The sequence below is a fragment of the Sorangium sp. So ce1014 genome, assembly GCF_051521505.1.
Lineage (GTDB): Bacteria > Myxococcota_A > Polyangia > Polyangiales > Polyangiaceae > Sorangium.
In genome coordinates this window covers 7,716,833-7,733,027 of record NZ_CP150356.1, presented here as the reverse complement: position 1 = coordinate 7,733,027, position 16,195 = coordinate 7,716,833, and the positions used below count along the sequence as shown (strand labels likewise).

The window sequence follows — 16,195 nt, the reverse complement described above, 5'->3', positions numbered from 1 at the left end:
CGACGGGTGCGTCGCGCCGGGCGGCACCCGGAGGCGGAGGACGCGCGGGCTTGTCGCGGGCAGGCCGAGGAAGGCGGTGAGGTGGAGATGAGATCGCGAAGAAGGCGGTGGCTGCTGCGCTCGCTGAGCGCGCTCGCGCTGGCCGGCCTGGTCGGCGTCGGGGGGGCGGGGGGCTGCGGCGTGGGCGAGGAGCCGTGCGGCAAGCCGTGGAACCTCTGCCCGGTCGTCAACCCCGACGGCACAAGCAACGGCGTCTGCTGGGGCAAGTGCGTGCGCCCCGCGCCGTCGGACTTCTCCAAGCCGCTGCTCTTCTGGATGGGGCCCGAGGAGTCCGAGCCGTCGTGTGAGGACCTCGTGGCGGACGACCCTGACACGGGCGAGCCTCAAAGCTTCGTTCCGCTGACCTACGCGCGATTCCGGTCGCTCCGGCCCGGCGAGAAGCTCTGCGCCGACTGCGCCTGCGACTTTGCCCGCTGCAGCTTGCCGCAGACGGTCGCGGCGAACTCCCGCTCGTCCTGCGAGCAGATCCCGGAGGCGACGAACACGCCCTTCAATCCGCATCCCGGCTGGGGCGGAAGCTGCCTGTCGCCAGGCACCGTGCCGTCATCGCAGGTCGGATCGATCTGGATCGGGCCGGTGACCGGGGGGGGCTGCAAGCCCAGGGTTCACGATGCGCCCCCGGTCCCGGAGGGGCCTTCCCAGGTAGGTCTCGCGTGTCACGGCAGCGTGGTCGACAACCAGTGTCCGAGCCGCTTCACGTCGTGCATGCTGAACCAGCAAGAGACCCATGTGCCCCCAGGATGGCGCTACTGCGTCGTCGGGCAAGCCGCAGGTATCCAGGACTGCCACCCGCCTGCCCCGCCGGGCGAGCCCCCGCTGTTCTCGGAGAGGTTCCTCTTCTATCGCGGCGATCTGTCGGATGTTCGGAACTGCGAGCCGTGCGCCTGCGTGACCACGAAACCGGGCCGGTGCGAGGCGCGGGTGAGCGCCTACGCTGACAGCGCTTGCAGCGACAGCGCGCTCATCGGGACGGAGGAGATGGTCCTCGACGGGGAGGATGCCTGCCTGCAATTCGATCCCGGGCCGACGCTCGGCAGCCTCAGCGCGGAATGGGAGGTGAGGGAGTACCCAAGCTGCACCGCGGTCGGCGGGGGACCGCACCCGGCCGTTGTCTGCTGCCTGCCGGAGCCCGAAGAATGACGCGGTCGTGAACGCCTTCCCGTCTTCATGTTCAAATCCGGTCACCACCTCCGCTGCGCCGGAGGTCGTCAACCTGTCGAGCTCCGCTGCGGGCGTGCCGGCGCCGCGCGACGGAGGGGGCGGGAGGGGAGGGCGCACCTGCGTCGGCCCCAAGCGGCCCCATGTACGCCGCGCCCTTCCCCATCGTGAGACTGAACTAGACCTCGGGCATGTCTGACCCGGATCAATTCCTCACTGAAGACGAAGAAGATCTGCTCGACTGGGCGACTACGGCCGTTCTCTTCGCAGGCGGCTACATCCGCATCCTCGCCGACACGATCGAACGCGGCGACGCCGATCTCCAGGTGGATCCCGTGGCGTGGGAAAACACCCTGACCGCCGTCGAGGGGGCGATGGCGGAGCAGATTCGCGGTCGCCTGCATGGGCCTACGGCCATCACCGCGGAAGACGTCGAGCGGATGCGGCGACTCCGCGGGCTAGGTTCCGCTGCGCTCTCGGGCGGTGAGCGGTCGCCCGAGCTCTGCCCGCTCGCGCTTCGGTCCCCGGAGTCTCTGTTCGGACCGGACTGGAAGCGCGTGGCGCGAGAGGCCGCGTTCTACGCGCGCGCTCTCAATCAGGAGTTCCACCCTCGTAGCGGCACCTGACGGGAAGCATTCCGCTCCTCGCTAGAGCGGGCGGCCGATCCGGGCGCGGATCTGCGCCCGGACATCCTCGGGGAGCGAGCGCAGGTAGTCGTCTGGGAGCAGCCGCAGCACCTCGTCGGGAGCCAGGAGAAGCCGCTGCTCGGGCGTCAGCCCCGCGACCCGCTGCTCGGGCGGCAACCCGGCGAGCAGCTCCTCCATCGGCAGCGCTGGCAGCAACGCCTCGATCGGCAGCTTCGTCAGCAGCGTCCGCAGCACCTCGTCGAAGCCTTCCAGCTCGCGCATCGCCATAGCGCTCTCCTCTGCACCGACCTGCTCGGCCAACCACCGGCGGGCCTCGACCGTCCGCGCCGCACCGTGACCGAGCAAGTGTAGCAGATCGTCGTCCTCTTCGTCGGCCACCGTGGCGAGCTCGACCACGTACAGCGCGAACGCTCCTCCCTGGAGGTGCCAGTAGCCGCCGGCGAGATCGCGCCAGACCAGCCCGAGCGCCGCGGCATCGGCGTTGAGCGAGCGGGTGCGCGATGGCAGCAGCACCACGCCGGCCAGATCGGCGCGCGGTCCGAGCCGCGCCGCCCCATCCGCGTAGTGCAGCGACAGGTAGCCCCAGAGCCGATCGAGGTTGCGGCTGCGGTACGTGCGCCGGACGCTCTTGAACTCGACGATCGTTTCCCTGGGCAAGAGCGGCCAGAGCCTCCGCAACGTGCCGGCCGGCTCGCGGGCCTCGCCCGGCGCGTCGTTGCGGAGCAGGAGGTAATCCGCACGCGGCGGCTCGGCCGAGAGGGGCACCTCGCTCTGGACCTCGAAGTTGCGCGGGCGACGCTGGCGCAGCAGCGCGGCGAGCAGCACATGCCAGGCGGTCCGGGTCGAGCCCATGGCGCCCCTGTACTGGGCAACTCCGGGGCAGGACAAGAAAACATGACCGCGAGAGACCTCTCACGTTCACGTCTCATCGCATTACGACGACAGGTAAGCTTTCGTCACGCCTTCTTCAGGAGCAGGCGAATCGCGCCGACACCGGAGCCGCCGCCCCGGATCGGGCGCAGCGGCCGCTCGCCGGCCCCGCCTACTTGGCGAAGGTGGACCCATTCCAGACGTACCGCACCGGCTGCGCTCCGCCCCACGGCAGGAGCAGCGGCTCGAAGCCGCCGACAGGGCCCTTGTCCTGGTTGAACGGATACGTCTGCTCCGTCCACTCGATGGCTCGCCCGGGGGCGAGCTCGATCCCCACCTTGTCGTCCACGCGCACGAACCTGAGCTCGCCGGCGATCTTCTTGTCGTCCATGCTGCGCGCGACCTCGGCCGCGAAGATCCGCTGGATGCCCTCACCCTCGATCCGGAAGATGAGCACCACGTCGCGATCCACCGTCCCGCCGCCCGCGTCCTTGGGCGCCGCCGCGCGGACGGTGCCGTGGACGATGATGTCCGCCTTGCCGTCGCCGGTGAGATCACGCGCGCTCACCGAGCGGATGTCGCCCGGGGAAGCGAACTGCGCGAGCGTCATGAACGCGTACCCCGCGCCGCCCCGGAAGCCCTTCCCGAACACAACGAGATCGCGGTCGTGCAGCAGCACCCGCTCGGGCTCGCGACCCGCGGCCACGTCGGCGGCCAGATCGAACCGCGGCTTGCTCGACGAGGCGCCGCGGTCGCGCCGGTAGAGCGCGTACACCTTGTCGAGCATCTCCGCCGGCGACAGCGCGGGCGGCTTCGCCGCACCCCGCGCCTCGTCGGCCTTCGCCGCGGGGCGCGCCGCCGCGGCCGGCGCCTGCCGCTGCTCGCTCGCCTTCGTGAACACCCCCCCGGTCAGCTTGTAGAGCTGCGACTTGATCGATCCCCACGGCAAGAGCAGCGGGTCGTACGTCGTCTCCACCCCCTCGGCGTAGTTGCTCGCGTCGTACCGGGTCGCCTTGCCCGGCTCCACGCGGATCGCCATCCTCGCGCCGTCGGGCACGAACTCGACCTCGTTGACGACCGAGCCCTTCTCCGTCGAGATCGCGACCTCGTGCTGGAAGATCGGCTTCGGCGTGTCGCCGGCGCCGAACTGCACGACGTGCATCACCTCGCGGTACTTGGCGCCGCTGCCGGTGCGCTTCCTCAGGATGAGCTCGGCCTGGCCGTCGCCCGTCAGGTCGCGCGCCGTGAGCGACGGCAGCATGCCGTCGCTGGCGTCGACCCCGAGGTCCTCGAAGTAGTACTGCGCCCCCTTCCGGAACCCGGGGCCAAGGACGACAAGGAAGCGCTCGTGCACGATCACCCGCTCCCGCATCGCGTCGCCGGCGACGTCGACGACGAGGTCGTACTTCGGGGCGCCGCGGATGCCCTTGCTCCTCAGCAGGCCGTCGGTGAGCGCGAGCTCCGGCTCGGTCGCGAGCGGCGACAGCGACCCGTACGCCTCGGAGGCGGCGCTGCCGACGATCGCCTCGACCCCCCCGGCGCCATCGGCGTCGTGGACGAAGAGCCCCGCCCGCAGCCCGACCCGGGTCGTCGCCGCCTCGGGGAACGCCGACCAGGGGATGCTCGCCTCCAGCGTGTACCCGCCGCTCCGCGGCGCCTCGATCACCTTCGCCCCCGCCACCGCCTTGCCGCCCGGGAGCTTCACGCTGCCCCCGGTCTTGCCCGGCTGGCCCGGGTAGAGCGCGACCTCGCGGACCTTCCCGCCCGGGAAGCCAAGGACGAGCTTCACGTGATCCGCGCCGCCGCGCAGCGCGTCATCGGTCACGTCGGCCGCCACGTAGATCCGCGCGTCGTCGTAGGCGATGGCCGCATGCGCGGCGAGATCGGCCTTGCTCGGCTTGCCCTTCACCTTGATGCCGAGGGAGGTGAGCGCCACCGGCCACTCCTTCGGGATCCCGTCGAACTTGAGCCATTTCGACTCGACGAGCGGCGCCGCGAGCGGCGCGCCGGCGGCGAGGGCGGGGGGCGCGGCGGCCGCCAGCACGGCCAGCGCGGCCGGCGCGAGCGCGGCGAGGCGGAAACCGAGGGCCGGAGCCCCCGGCGCACGGAGATAGGGTGTTCTACGTCTCATAAGCTCGGGTTTGGACGCCTCTCCGCGCCCGCTTGTTCTTACCACGAGCACTTTGTTTCCGGATCGCTTCGCGCGCGGGCCCGACGCCGCCACGAGCGGCCCGAGACAGCGCCCCGGAGCGGCCGAGGCGGCTACCTCGACGCGGCGAGGGAGGGCGAGGGGAGAGGGAGGGCGAGGAGAGGGAGAACGAGAGGGGCCGGCGACGCCGGCCCAGGCCGGCCGGTCAGCGGGGGCCGGCGGAGGCGGGGAGGCGGGCAGGGCCGGCGTCGGCAGGGCGGATCCGGCGGTACACGAGCTTCGCGATCTCGACGGCCGGCACGATGAGCGCCGAGAGGAGGAGCAGGAGCATCCACTCGTTCGACGACATCTCGTACGTGCGGAAGACCGGGCGCAGCGCGGGCACGAGCAGCGCGACAAGGTGGATCACCGCGCTGGCCGTCACCGCCAGGAGGAGCGGCAGGCTGACGAGCGGCTTCGACTTGAAGAGCGAGATCACCGGGCTCCGGCAGCTCCAGGCGTGGAAGAGCGGCGACAGCGCGAGCAGCGAGAAGGCCACGGCGCGCGTGCGGAGCAGCCCGTCCTCGGTCTGATCCGACGTCGCGTAGAGCGCCACGGCCGCGAGCCCCATGAACGCGCCGACGTACAGGATCCCCAGGTAGTCGCGCTGGATGAGCAGGCCCTCGTCGCGCGGCCGCGGCGCCTCGCTCATGAGCTGCGGATCCGGCGGATCGATGCCGAGCGCGAGCGCCGGCAAGCCGTTCGTCACGAGGTTGATCCAGAGGATCATGAGCGGCGTCAGCGGAGGCCACTTGCCGAAGAACGAGACGACGAACACCGCCACGAGGAGGCCCATGTTCGACGAGAGGAGAAAGAAGATGAACTTCTGGATGTTGCGGTAGATGGCGCGCCCCTCGCGCACCGCCTCGACGATGGTCGCGAAGTTGTCGTCCGCCAGCACGAGATCCGCCGCCTGCCGCGCCACGTCGGTGCCGCCGAGCCCCATCGCCACGCCGATGTGCGCCTCGCGGAGCGCGGGCGCGTCGTTCACGCCGTCGCCCGTCATCGCCACGATGTGGCCGTGCGCCTTGAACGCCCGCACGAGCCGGAGCTTCTGCTCCGCCGTCGTCCGGGCGAAGACGCGCACTTGCATGATCCGCCGCGCGAGCTCCTCGTCGCTCATCGCCGCGAGCTCCGCGCCGCTGAGCGCCTCGTCGCCCTCGTCCCAGAGCCCGATCTCCTGGGCGATCGCCGTCGCGGTGAGCCGGTGGTCGCCGGTGATCATGACGGCGCGGATGCCGGCGCGACGGCACTCGGCCACCGCCTCCTTCACCCCCTGCCGCGGCGGGTCCATCATCCCGACCAGGCCGAGGAACGTGAGCTCGCGCTCGACGTCGGCCTCGTCGCGGCTGACCCGCACGCGGCGGCAGATCGCGAGCACGCGCAGCGCGGACGCGCTCATGCGATCCCCCTCGGCGGTGATCGCGCTCCGGTCGTCCTCGGTCAGCGCCCGCACGCCCTTGTCGTCGGCGAACTTCACGCAGAGCGGCAGGAGCACGTCGACGCTCCCCTTCACGTGCGCGATCTCGCGGCCGCGCTCGTCCCGCGTGATCACCGTCATCCGCTTGCGATCGCTGTCGAAGGGCAGCTCGTGCACGAACGCGTGCGACGGCGCCACCGACTCGCGCGAGTGGCCGCCCTTCGCGGCCAGCGTGAGCAGCGCCCCCTCGGTCGGGTCGCCGACGATGTTCCAGCGGCCCGTCGCCTGGTCCTCGTTGAGCGACGCGTTGTTGCAGAGCGCGACCGTCGCGAACAGGTAGCCGAGGGGCGCCGAGGGGTCGACGACCTCCGCGCCGCCCTCGTCGCGCAGCGCGCCGACCGGGTTGTACCCCTCGCCGGCCACCGTGAAGCGGTGGCCGCCGGCGTACACGTTGCGGACGGTCATCTCGTTCTGGGTGAGCGTGCCCGTCTTGTCCGAGGCGATGATCGTCGCGGCGCCGAGCGTCTCGACCGCGGGCAGCTTGCGCACGATCGCCCCGCGCTTCGCCATGCGCTGCATCCCGAGCGCGAGCGTGATCGTCGTGATCGCGGGCAGCCCCTCGGGGATGGCGGCCACGGCGAGGCTCACGCCCTCGAGCAGGAGCTCGTGCCAAGGCCGGCCGCCCCGGATGAACCCCCAGCCGAGGAGCACCGCGGACAGGGCCAAACACACCCGCAGGATCATCGAGCCGAAGCGATCGAGGCGCTCCTCGAGGGGCGTCTTCTGCTCGCCGACCGAGCGGATCATCTCGCCGATGCGGCCGAGCTCGGTGTGCACGCCGGTCGCGGTCACCACCGCGCGGCCCTTGCCGCGCACGATGCTCGTGCCCGTGAAGATCATCGTGACGCGGTCGCCGAGCGGCGCGTCGTGCGCGACCGGGGCGAGCGCGTCCTTGACCGCGGCCGCGCTCTCGCCCGTCAGCGCCGCCTCCTCGGTCGCGAGGCTGATCGTCTGCACGAGCCGCGCGTCGGCCGGGACCGAGTCGCCCGCCTCGAGCTCGAGGATGTCGCCGGGCGCGACGTCCTCGGCCGCGATGACGACGGTCTTGCCGCCGCGGCGCACGCGCGCGTTCGGGGCGCTGAGCTTCTGGAGGGCCTCCAGGGCCGCCTCCGCGCGCCGCTCCTGGTAGTAACCGAGGAACGCGTTCAGGATCACGATGAGCAGGATGGCGATCGCGTCGCCGAACCTGTGGAGGAAGCTCTCGCTCTTGTCGGCCGTGAAGCCGACGACGACGGCGATCGTCGCCGCGGCGAGGAGCGTGAGGACGAGCGGGTTCGCGAACTGCTCGAGGAGCCGGAGGAGCGCGCTCTTCTTCTTCGTCTCCGGCAGCCGGTTCTTCCCGTGCTCCTCGAGGCGCTTCTGCGCCTCGGCCTCGGAGAGCCCGCCGGACGAGCTCACGCCGACGCGTTCGAGGAAGGCGCCGACCTCTTCGGCGTGCACGGGAATGGGAGCGGAGGGGGCGGCGTTCGACTCGGTCCGGCGGAGCGCCGTGGCAGCTTGGCTCATGGGCGGGCGTGCTCTAGCGCTTCATCCTGGCTTGTTCACGTTGTTCTTCGGCCTCGAGCTCCGCGATGGCCGCCGCGAGCTCGTCCTGCTCGGCCTGCTGGGGGCCGGCCGGCGCGCCGCCGGCCCCGGCCACGCGCACCTGCGGCGGCGTCGCGGCGGGCGGCGGCTCGGGCGGGAGCACGCCCATCTTCCGCTTGAGCGCGAGCAGCTCGTCGTCCGCGCCCGCGGTCGCCTCGAGCTGCCCGAACTTGTGCGCCAGCGTGTCGCCCGTGTACTGCTCGGCGATCTCCCCGGCGGCCTCCGCCTCGGCCTCGATCTGGTCGATCTTGTTCGACATCCGGTCGAACGTCTCGAAGGCGGAGGCGTTGTTGAGACCGCTCATGGTCTCCTGGATCGCCTTCTGCGCCTCGGCCCGCTTCTTCCGGGCGATGAGCACGTTCTTCTTGCGCTTCGCCTCCTCGATCTTGCCGTTGAGGAGGCGCAGCGCCGTCTTCAGCTGGTCGACCGCCTGCTTCTGCTTCTGCCACTGGTCCTTGTAGGTCGTGGCGAGCTGGTCGTGCTCCTTCTTGCGGTTCAGCGCCTCCTTGGCCAGCGCGTCGTCGCCCGCCTTGATCGCGAGCATCGCCCTGCGCTCCCACTCCGCGGCGTGGGCCGCCTCCTGCTCGGCCTGCTTCGCCAGCCGCTTCTCGTCGGCGATCGAGACGGCGACCTGCTTCTTCGCCTCGATCAGCTGGTTTGCCATGTCGATGACGACCTGGTTCAGCATCTTCTCGGGGTCCTCCGAGCGGCTGATGAGGTCGTTCAGGTTCGACTTGATGAGGGTCGCAAGGCGCGCGAAAATTCCCATAGATCAGCTCCAACTCACGGGTAGCGCAGGGTCGAACGTCGCGGCAGGTCAGCTCAGCGCGAGATCGTGCAGCACGGGGACATGGCGGGCGAGCGCGAGATCGATGTCGCTGAGGATCGCCTCGAGCTCGTTCATGTCGAGGTTCTCGAGCTCCAGCGCCGCCGACAGGACGATGGTGCCCGCCTCGATCCCGTACGAGGCGTGCATCAGATCCGTCGCGTTGTACTCGAGCAGGCGGCGGAAGAGCCTGGTCTGGTGGGCGTCGTCGGGGGGGACGGAGCCGATCGAGACGCGGACCGCGACGATCGGCGGATCGATGCGGATCGCGATCGGCGGCGCGTCAGGGCCCCCCGAGACGAGGTAGGTACCGGCGTCGTTCTCGAACCGGCGATCGAGCTGCAGGAGGTAGGTTTCAACGTCCTCGGCGGTGCGCGGCATGGCGCGGCGAGCCTACAGAATCATGTCGCATCGGGCTAGTGCCGCGGCCCCTCGAGTTCCTCCCGGGATTCCGAGCCGCGGCGCCGGCTGCGGCCACGCCGCCCCGCCGCCGCCACGCCGGATCGAGGGCGCGCCGCGCCGGCCGTGGTGGTCCACCGAACCGAGGCGAGCCGTCGCTCCGCGCGCGATGAGGTGCCGCTCCGTGATCGGTTCTGCCCGCTCCGGGAATCACAGGGTTTACCTGGACACTCGCTTTTTTCTCACCTGTTCTGCGCCCGCGCTGGTACGGTCCCGATCCAGGTTACGTGGCGATCCACCCGGGCGACCTTGTTGCTGGTTACCGTGTCACCCGCTTACTCGGGCGGGGCGGCATGGGCGAAGTCTGGGCGGCGACACGGGAATCGGACATGCAGCAGGTGGCCATCAAGGTCCTGCTGGCGCGCGCCGCGATGAAGCCCGACCTCGTGCGGCGCTTCGACCGCGAGGCGAAGATCGCCTCGGCCATCAAGAGCCCGTACGTCTGCCAGCTGCTCGAGGTCGGCGAGGCGAACGACGGCGCGCACCTGCTCGTGTTCGAGCAGCTCGACGGCGAGTCGCTGGCGGATCGGCTGAAGCGCGAGCAGTACCTGCCGTTCAGCGAGGTCGGCCCGATCATCGACGACGTGCTCCAGGGGCTCGTGGCGGCGCACGCCGCCGGGGTCATTCACCGCGACCTCAAGCCCGGAAACATCTACCTGGAGCACCTCGGCCTGCCCGATCGGCGCGAACGCGCGAAGATCCTCGACTTCGGCATCTCCAAGCTCACGCGGCGCGAGAAGGAGGAGCCGACGCTCACGGCCTTCGACGCGACGCTGGGCTCGTTCGCGTACATGGCGCCGGAGCAGGTGCGGGGCGCCGCGCGGGCCGACGAGCGGGCTGACATCTACGCGGTCGGCGCGGTGGCCTTCCGGTCCCTGTCCGGGCGGCTGCCGTTCGAGGGCGCGACGGCCGCGGTGCTCGTCGCGATGAAGCTCGACCGCCCGGCGCCGTCGCTCGCCGAGGCGACCGGCGAGAAGTGGCCGGTGGGCATCGAGCGCTTCCTCGAGCGGGCGCTCGATCGCCGGCGCGAGGGGCGCTTCAGCACCGCGGGGGAGGCGCTCGCGAGCTGGCGCGCCATCCAGCCGGTGAACATTTCGCGCGCGATGCGCCGCTCGCAGCGGAGCCGGTACCCCTCGGAGCTGCCCGACGCGTTTCTGGAAGACAACCCCACGGTCGTCGACGGCCCCCCGACGATGACCGAGAACGGCGGCTTCGGCGACGTTGGCCAGAGCTCGCTGCCGCCGCCGCCACCGCCGCCGAGCAGGATGGGGAGCGTGCCGCCGGCGCCGCCGAGCAGGACGGGGAGCGTGCCGCCGGCGCCGCCGAGCAGGACGGGGAGCGTGCCGCCGGCGCCGCCGAGCAGGACGGGAGTCGCGGCGCCGCCGAACCGGGCCGGAGGCGCGGTGCCGCCGGCGCCGCCGAGCAGGACGGGAGGCGCGGCACCGCCGGCGCCGCCGAGCAGGACGGGAGGCGCGGCACCGCCGGCGCCGCCGAGCAGGACGGGAGGCGCGGCACCGCCGGCGCCGCCGAGCAGGACGGGGGTCGCGACACCGCCGGCGCCGCCGAGCAGGACGGGGGTCGCAGCACCGCCGGCGCCGCCGAGCAGGACGGGGGTCGCAGCACCGCCGGCGCCGCCGAGCCGGGCCGGAGGCGCGGCACCGCCGGCGCCGCCAAGCAGGACGGGGGTCGCGGCACCGCCGGCGCCGCCAAGCAGGCCGGGGGGCGCGGTGCCCCCGGCGCCGCCGAGCAGGACGGGGGGCGCAGAGATTCCCCGGCCGGAGGGCCCACCTTCGCGCCGCAAGACAGAGAGGAACTGAGTTGCTCGACGCCACGGTAGGCACGAAGAACAGGGTCGAGGTGCGCGGCGGGCGTATCCGCCCGACGAAGTCGGCCGCTCGCGGCGGCGGATGGCTGGAGATCGGCACCGATCCCGTCATCGTGGGCCGCAACGCGGCCTGCCAGCTGGTCGTCGACGACGCCAAGGTGAGCGCTGTGCACGCCGAGTTCGTCGCCACCGAGCAGGGCGTCCGCGTGCGCGACCTCGACAGCAGAAACGGGACGTTCGTCGGCGGCGTGCGGGTCGGCGACATCTACCTGCTCACGAGCACGAAGCTCCGGCTCGGCGAGACCGAGATCCAGTTCGAGCCGCTGCGACCCGAGCGCATCACGGTCTCGGCGATCCCGTCGTTCGGCCCGCTCGTGGCGAGCAGCCCCGGGATGCGCGCCATCTTCGAGCGCCTCTCCAAGATGGCGCCGACCGACCTCACGGTGCTCATCACGGGCGAGACCGGGACGGGCAAGGAGCTCGTCGCCCAGGCGCTGCACCTGGGGAGCACCCGCTCGAAGAAGCCGTTCGTGGTCGTGGACTGCGGCTCGATCCCGCCGACCCTGGCCGAGGCGACGCTGTTCGGCCACGAGCGCGGCGCGTTCACCGGCGCGGTCGACAAGCGCCTCTCGCCGTTCCTCGAGGCGGACGGCGGCACGATCTTCCTCGACGAGCTCGGCGAGCTGCCGCTCGAGGTGCAGCCGAAGCTCCTCCGCGCGCTCGCCGAGCGCCGCATCAAGAGCGTCGGCGGGTCGAGCTACCGCGAGGTCGACGTGCGGGTGCTCGCGGCGACGCGCCGCGACCTCGTGCGCGCCGTCAACGGCGGCAACTTCCGGAGCGACCTCTACTTCCGCGTCGCGCAGATCAAGATCGAGCTGCCGGCGCTCCGGCAGCGCGTGGAGGACATCCCGGTGCTCGTCCGCCGGATGCTGAAGGATCTCGGCGACGAGAGCGCCTACGAGCGCATCGCGAACAGCACGCTCGAGCGGCTGATGCGCCACGACTGGCCGGGCAACGTGCGCGAGCTCAGGAACGCGGTCGCCGTCGCGTTCGCGCTCGCGGCGGAGGGCGAGGAGATCGACGTCGCGGCGCACCTCGGCGCGCTCACCGAGACGCCGGTGCACGGCAACTCGTCGCCGTCGATCCACCCGGGCAGCGGCGGCTCGTTCAACAGCTCGTTCGCTTCGCTCAAGGGCCGCCAGTTTCAGGAAGCGAAGCGCGACGTCCTGGCGCGGTTCGAGCGCGACTACTTCGCCGCCCTGTCCGAGGACGCGAAGGGCAACGTGAGCGAGATGGCGCGGCGCGCGGGCATGGAGCGGGCGCACGTCCGGGCCTACCTCCGCCGCCACGGCATCGGCGCGAAGCAGGAACAGGACTGAGCGGCCGGCGCCGCGGCTCACCCCGGCGTCACACCGTCGCGGCCTTGTCGGTCTTGTCGGCCTTGCCGGACGGCGCGCTCTCGTCGGTCTCGAACAGCCCCTCCAGCTCCTGCGCGGCCTGCTTCGCGCTCTGGATGAGCTTGGCCTCGTCGTTGTGGACCGCGTGCCCGCGGAGGAGCGCCCGCTCGTCGTGGGCCCTGAACCGCTCGATGGTGGCGCGGGCGTCCGGCGCGCGCATCCCGAGGCCCTCGAGCGCGCGCGCCGCCACCTCGAGCGACGACAGGAACGTCTCGCGCTCCAGCACCTCCACCCCGATGTCCATGAGCTGGTACGCGTGCTGGCGGTTCCGGGCGCGCGCGTAGATCTTGAGCTCCGGGAAGTGTCGCTTCACCACCTCCGCCGTCTTCACCGAGGACGCGACGTCATCGATCGCCAGCACGAAGATCTTCGCCTTGTCGGCGCGCGCCGCGCGGAGCAGGTCGAGCCGGGAGGCGTCTCCGTAATAGATCATGTTGCCGTACTTGCGGACGAAGTCGACCTGCGTCGCGCTCGCGTCGAGCGCGGTGAAGGGGATCTTCCTCGTGCGGAGGACGCGAGAGACGATCTGGCCGAAGCGGCCGTATCCAGCGATGATGACCCTGGGGTCGCCGTCCTCGATCGCGTCGAACTCCCGCGCTGGGCCGGTCCGCTGCCATCGCTTGATGAGCAGGTCGCCGAGCGAGATGACCAGCGGCGTGAGCGCCATGGACAGGGTGACCACGACGACCAGGAGATCGGAGAGGAGCCTGTCCATGAGGCCCTGTCCCGCGGCCAGCCCGAAGAGGACGAAGGCGAACTCGCCCCCCTGCGGGAGCGCGAGCGCGAGGTCGCGCGCCGAGCCCGCGGCGTGCCCGCTCGCCCTGCCGAGGACGAACAGGACGGCGGCCTTGAGCGCCATCATGCCGAGGACGAGCCCGAGGACGAGCAGCGGCCGCTCGATGAGCAGGCCGATGTTCGCCGACATGCCGACGGCGATGAAGAAGAGCCCCATGAGCAGCCCCTTGAACGGCTCGATGTCCGCCTCGATCTCGTGGCGGTACTCCGAGTCGGCGAGCAGCACGCCGGCCATGAAGGCGCCGAGCGACATGGACAGGCCCACCTGCACCATGAGGAGCGCCGTGCCGAGCACGACGAGCAGGGCCGCCGCGGTGTAGATCTCGTGGGCGCGGGCGGCGGCGACGGCCCGGAAGAAGGGGCGCACGAGGTAACGGCCGCCGGCGATCACGCCGAGCACCACGGCCACCGCCTTGAGCGACGACGCGAGGGCGCTCCCCTCGTCCGGGGCCCCGCCCCCCGGGCCGAGCAGGGGGAGCACCGCGAGCAGCGGGATCACGGCGAGGTCCTGGAACAGCAGGATGGCGAACGCGGAGCGGCCGTGCTGCGACTGCATGTGGCCCTTCTCGGTCAGGAGCTGCAGCACGAACGCCGTGGACGAGAGCGAGAGCCCGACGCCGGCGATGACCGCCGTGTCGACGCGCAGGCCGAGCGCGACGCCGGTGAGCGCGATCAGCGCGCCCGTGACGGCGACCTGCGCGCCGCCGAGCCCGAACACGGCGCGGCGCAGCACCCAGAGCCGGGACGGCTGGAGCTCGAGGCCGATGAGGAAGAGGAGCAGCACGACGCCGAGCTCCGAGAAGTGGAGGATGTTCTCGACGTCGGTGAGGATCCGCAGGCCCCACGGGCCGATGAGCGCGCCCGCGACGAGGTAGCCGAGCACCGCGCCGAGACCGATCCGCTTGAAGAGCGGCACGGCGACCACGGCGGCGCCGAGCAGGACTGCGGCGTGAGAGAGCAAGCTCATGCGTCGGGTCTCCTTGGGGCTCCGCGTCCGGAGCGCGCGCGAGAGGGTGCGATGGAGGTGTCGGTGCGCCTAGCGCAAATCAGGAGGCCCTGACGCGGGCGGCGCGCGGAGGCGGTACGGCGCGGCGCGGCCCCGTGATAAACACGATCTGCCATGCAGATCGAGCTCATCGCCACGGCAAGCGAAGATTCCGCCTACCTGCCCCGGCTGGGGCTCGGCACCCTCGCGGCGCTCACGCCCCCCGAGGACGAGGTCATCTACACCGATGACGTCGTGCAGCCCTTCGACCTCCAGCGCGACGTCAAGGACGTCGATCTCGTCGGCATCAGCGTCGACAGCAAGACCGCCCGCAGGAGCTACGATATCGCCGCCGCTTACCGGAGGCGCGGCGTCAAGGTGGTGCTCGGGGGCATCCACCCCACGGCCTGCCCTGACGAGGCCATGCAGCACGCGGACGCCGTCGTGGTCGGCGAGGCGGAGGACGCGTGGCCCGTCCTGCTCGCGGACGCGAAGCGCGGCGAGCTCAAACCCATCTACCGCCCCGAGCTGCCGAGCCTGGCCGGCAGGCCCCCGCCGCGGCGCGACCTGTTCACCTCCAGGAAGTACATCCCGTTCCAGGTCGTGCAGACGATGCGCGGCTGCCCGTACCCGTGCGAGTTCTGCAGCGTGTCGACGGCGAACGGCACCACGATGCGGTTCCGCCCGACCGACGAGGTGCTGAGCGAGCTCAGGACGCTCGGCAAGCTCATCATGTTCGCGGACGACAACGTGATGATCCACCGGGCCTACTCGAAGGAGCTGTTCACCCGGATGGTGCCGATGAAGAAGCACTGGATTGGCCAGTGCTCGCTCGCCGCGGTCAAGCGCCTCGAGAACGTGAAGCTCATGGCCGAGAGCGGGTGCAAGGCGCTCTTCATCGGCTTCGAGAGCATCGACGAGGAGACGGTCAAGTTCACCGGCAAGCGGCAGAACCGGCCCTCGCAGTACAAGGAGACGATGGCGATGCTCCACGAGCACGGCATCTCGGTCTGGGGGAGCTTCGTCTTCGGGTTCGATACGGACGACCCCGAGGTGTTCGATCGCACCGTGGAGTTCGGCATCGACATGAAGCTGACGATGGCGCTGTATGCCATCCTCACCCCGTACCCGGCGACGCAGCTGTACCGCCGCCTGAAGGCGGAGGGGCGCCTCACGGACGAGCGCTGGTGGCTGCGCCGCGACCACGACGCCGGCTCACCCTATTTCGTGCCCAAGCAGATGTCCCGGGAGCGGCTCCGGGAGGGCTGGGTGTCGGCATGGACGAAATTCTACTCGCCGTCCTCGATCTGGCGCAGGTTCACCCTGACGCGGCAGTCGAGCTGGATTCAGCTGGCCGGCTTCTTTCCGCTGAACTTCATGCAGCACTCGCTGGCGCACCGGAAGATCGCGGGGGGAGAGCAGCGGTTCCGGTCCGGCGTGCACATCGAGGACACCGCCGCTCCGCCCGCGACGCAGCCGCAGCAGGAGCCGCAGCAGCCCCAGCCGGCGAGGGCGAAGGGCAGCAGGCAGCTGCCGATCCTCGGATAGAGTGGCCCCTCGTCACCCGGCGCGCGTCCGCCCTGCCGGCGTCGTCCTGCAAGCTGCAACGCAATGCAACAGGGCTCTTCAGGCCCGTGGTGACGCGCTGTTCCGGCGCGGCGCTCCTCGGCGCGACAGGACGCCACGTGTCGGCGGCCAGGCCTGCGGCTCGCCGAACGCCCCGGCTCGCCTGACATGTAGCCAATCGACGGCGCTCGGATCGACGGCGGCGCGCGATGCGCGGGCCTCGTTTCCCTGCTGCGCTACAGTGCGGTTGTCGCTCGCTGATTTTGCTACGCTCGCGTGAGCTGTGGAATGCCGG

11 protein-coding genes are annotated in these 16,195 nt (G+C 71.3%); 5 read left to right on the top strand and 6 right to left on the bottom strand.

The annotated features are described in order from the left end of the window. The first annotated feature begins 87 nt into the window (after positions 1-87). Together WME75_RS28975 and WME75_RS28970 are read left to right on the top strand one after the other, a co-directional pair. A complete protein-coding gene (locus tag WME75_RS28975; RefSeq protein ID WP_437477715.1) occupies positions 88-1,200 on the top strand; it encodes a hypothetical protein in 1,113 nt (370 codons plus the stop codon). Between the two features lie 209 nt (positions 1,201-1,409). Then, positions 1,410-1,844 (top strand): hypothetical protein, encoded by a 435-nt coding sequence (locus WME75_RS28970; protein WP_437477712.1) that lies wholly within the window; start codon positions 1,410-1,412, stop codon positions 1,842-1,844. Positions 1,845-1,865: 21 nt separating this feature from the next. Here the strand turns inward: WME75_RS28970 and WME75_RS28965 are convergent, their stop codons facing one another. From WME75_RS28965 to WME75_RS28945, 5 genes are all read right to left on the bottom strand, one after another. Next, entirely contained in the window at positions 1,866-2,717 is an 852-nt protein-coding gene (locus WME75_RS28965; RefSeq protein WP_437477710.1) for a hypothetical protein, read from the bottom strand. A 190-nt stretch (positions 2,718-2,907) separates the two neighbouring features. Continuing rightward, entirely contained in the window at positions 2,908-4,866 is a 1,959-nt protein-coding gene (locus WME75_RS28960; RefSeq protein WP_437477707.1) for a hypothetical protein, read from the bottom strand. A gap of 223 nt (positions 4,867-5,089) precedes the next feature. Then, positions 5,090-7,909 (bottom strand): cation-translocating P-type ATPase, encoded by a 2,820-nt coding sequence (locus WME75_RS28955; RefSeq protein WP_437477705.1) that lies wholly within the window; start codon positions 7,907-7,909, stop codon positions 5,090-5,092. Positions 7,910-7,922: 13 nt separating this feature from the next. Then, the gene (locus WME75_RS28950) at positions 7,923-8,756 is read right to left on the bottom strand and encodes a PspA/IM30 family protein (RefSeq protein WP_437477702.1); all 834 of its coding nucleotides are present in this window, start codon (positions 8,754-8,756) and stop codon (positions 7,923-7,925) included. Positions 8,757-8,804: 48 nt separating this feature from the next. Beyond that, a complete protein-coding gene (locus WME75_RS28945) occupies positions 8,805-9,194 on the bottom strand; it encodes a CesT family type III secretion system chaperone (RefSeq protein WP_437477700.1) in 390 nt (129 codons plus the stop codon). A 305-nt stretch (positions 9,195-9,499) separates the two neighbouring features. On the opposite strand from WME75_RS28945, the gene WME75_RS28940 reads away from it, so the two are divergent. Together WME75_RS28940 and WME75_RS28935 are read left to right on the top strand one after the other, a co-directional pair. Next, positions 9,500-11,089 (top strand): protein kinase domain-containing protein, encoded by a 1,590-nt coding sequence (locus tag WME75_RS28940; protein ID WP_437477698.1) that lies wholly within the window; start codon positions 9,500-9,502, stop codon positions 11,087-11,089. Position 11,090: 1 nt separating this feature from the next. Further along, positions 11,091-12,476: a sigma 54-interacting transcriptional regulator gene (locus WME75_RS28935; RefSeq protein WP_437477695.1), complete on the top strand. Its 1,386-nt coding sequence runs from the start codon at positions 11,091-11,093 to the stop codon at positions 12,474-12,476. A 28-nt stretch (positions 12,477-12,504) separates the two neighbouring features. On the opposite strand, the gene WME75_RS28930 is transcribed toward WME75_RS28935, so the two are convergent. Continuing rightward, entirely contained in the window at positions 12,505-14,316 is a 1,812-nt protein-coding gene (locus tag WME75_RS28930; protein WP_437477692.1) for a monovalent cation:proton antiporter-2 (CPA2) family protein, read from the bottom strand. A gap of 153 nt (positions 14,317-14,469) precedes the next feature. Here WME75_RS28930 and WME75_RS28925 point away from each other — a divergent pair, with 153 nt between their 5' ends. Beyond that, positions 14,470-15,882, top strand: coding sequence for a B12-binding domain-containing radical SAM protein (locus WME75_RS28925; RefSeq protein WP_437477690.1), 1,413 nt, complete (start codon positions 14,470-14,472; stop codon positions 15,880-15,882). The last annotated feature ends 313 nt before the right edge of the window (positions 15,883-16,195 follow it).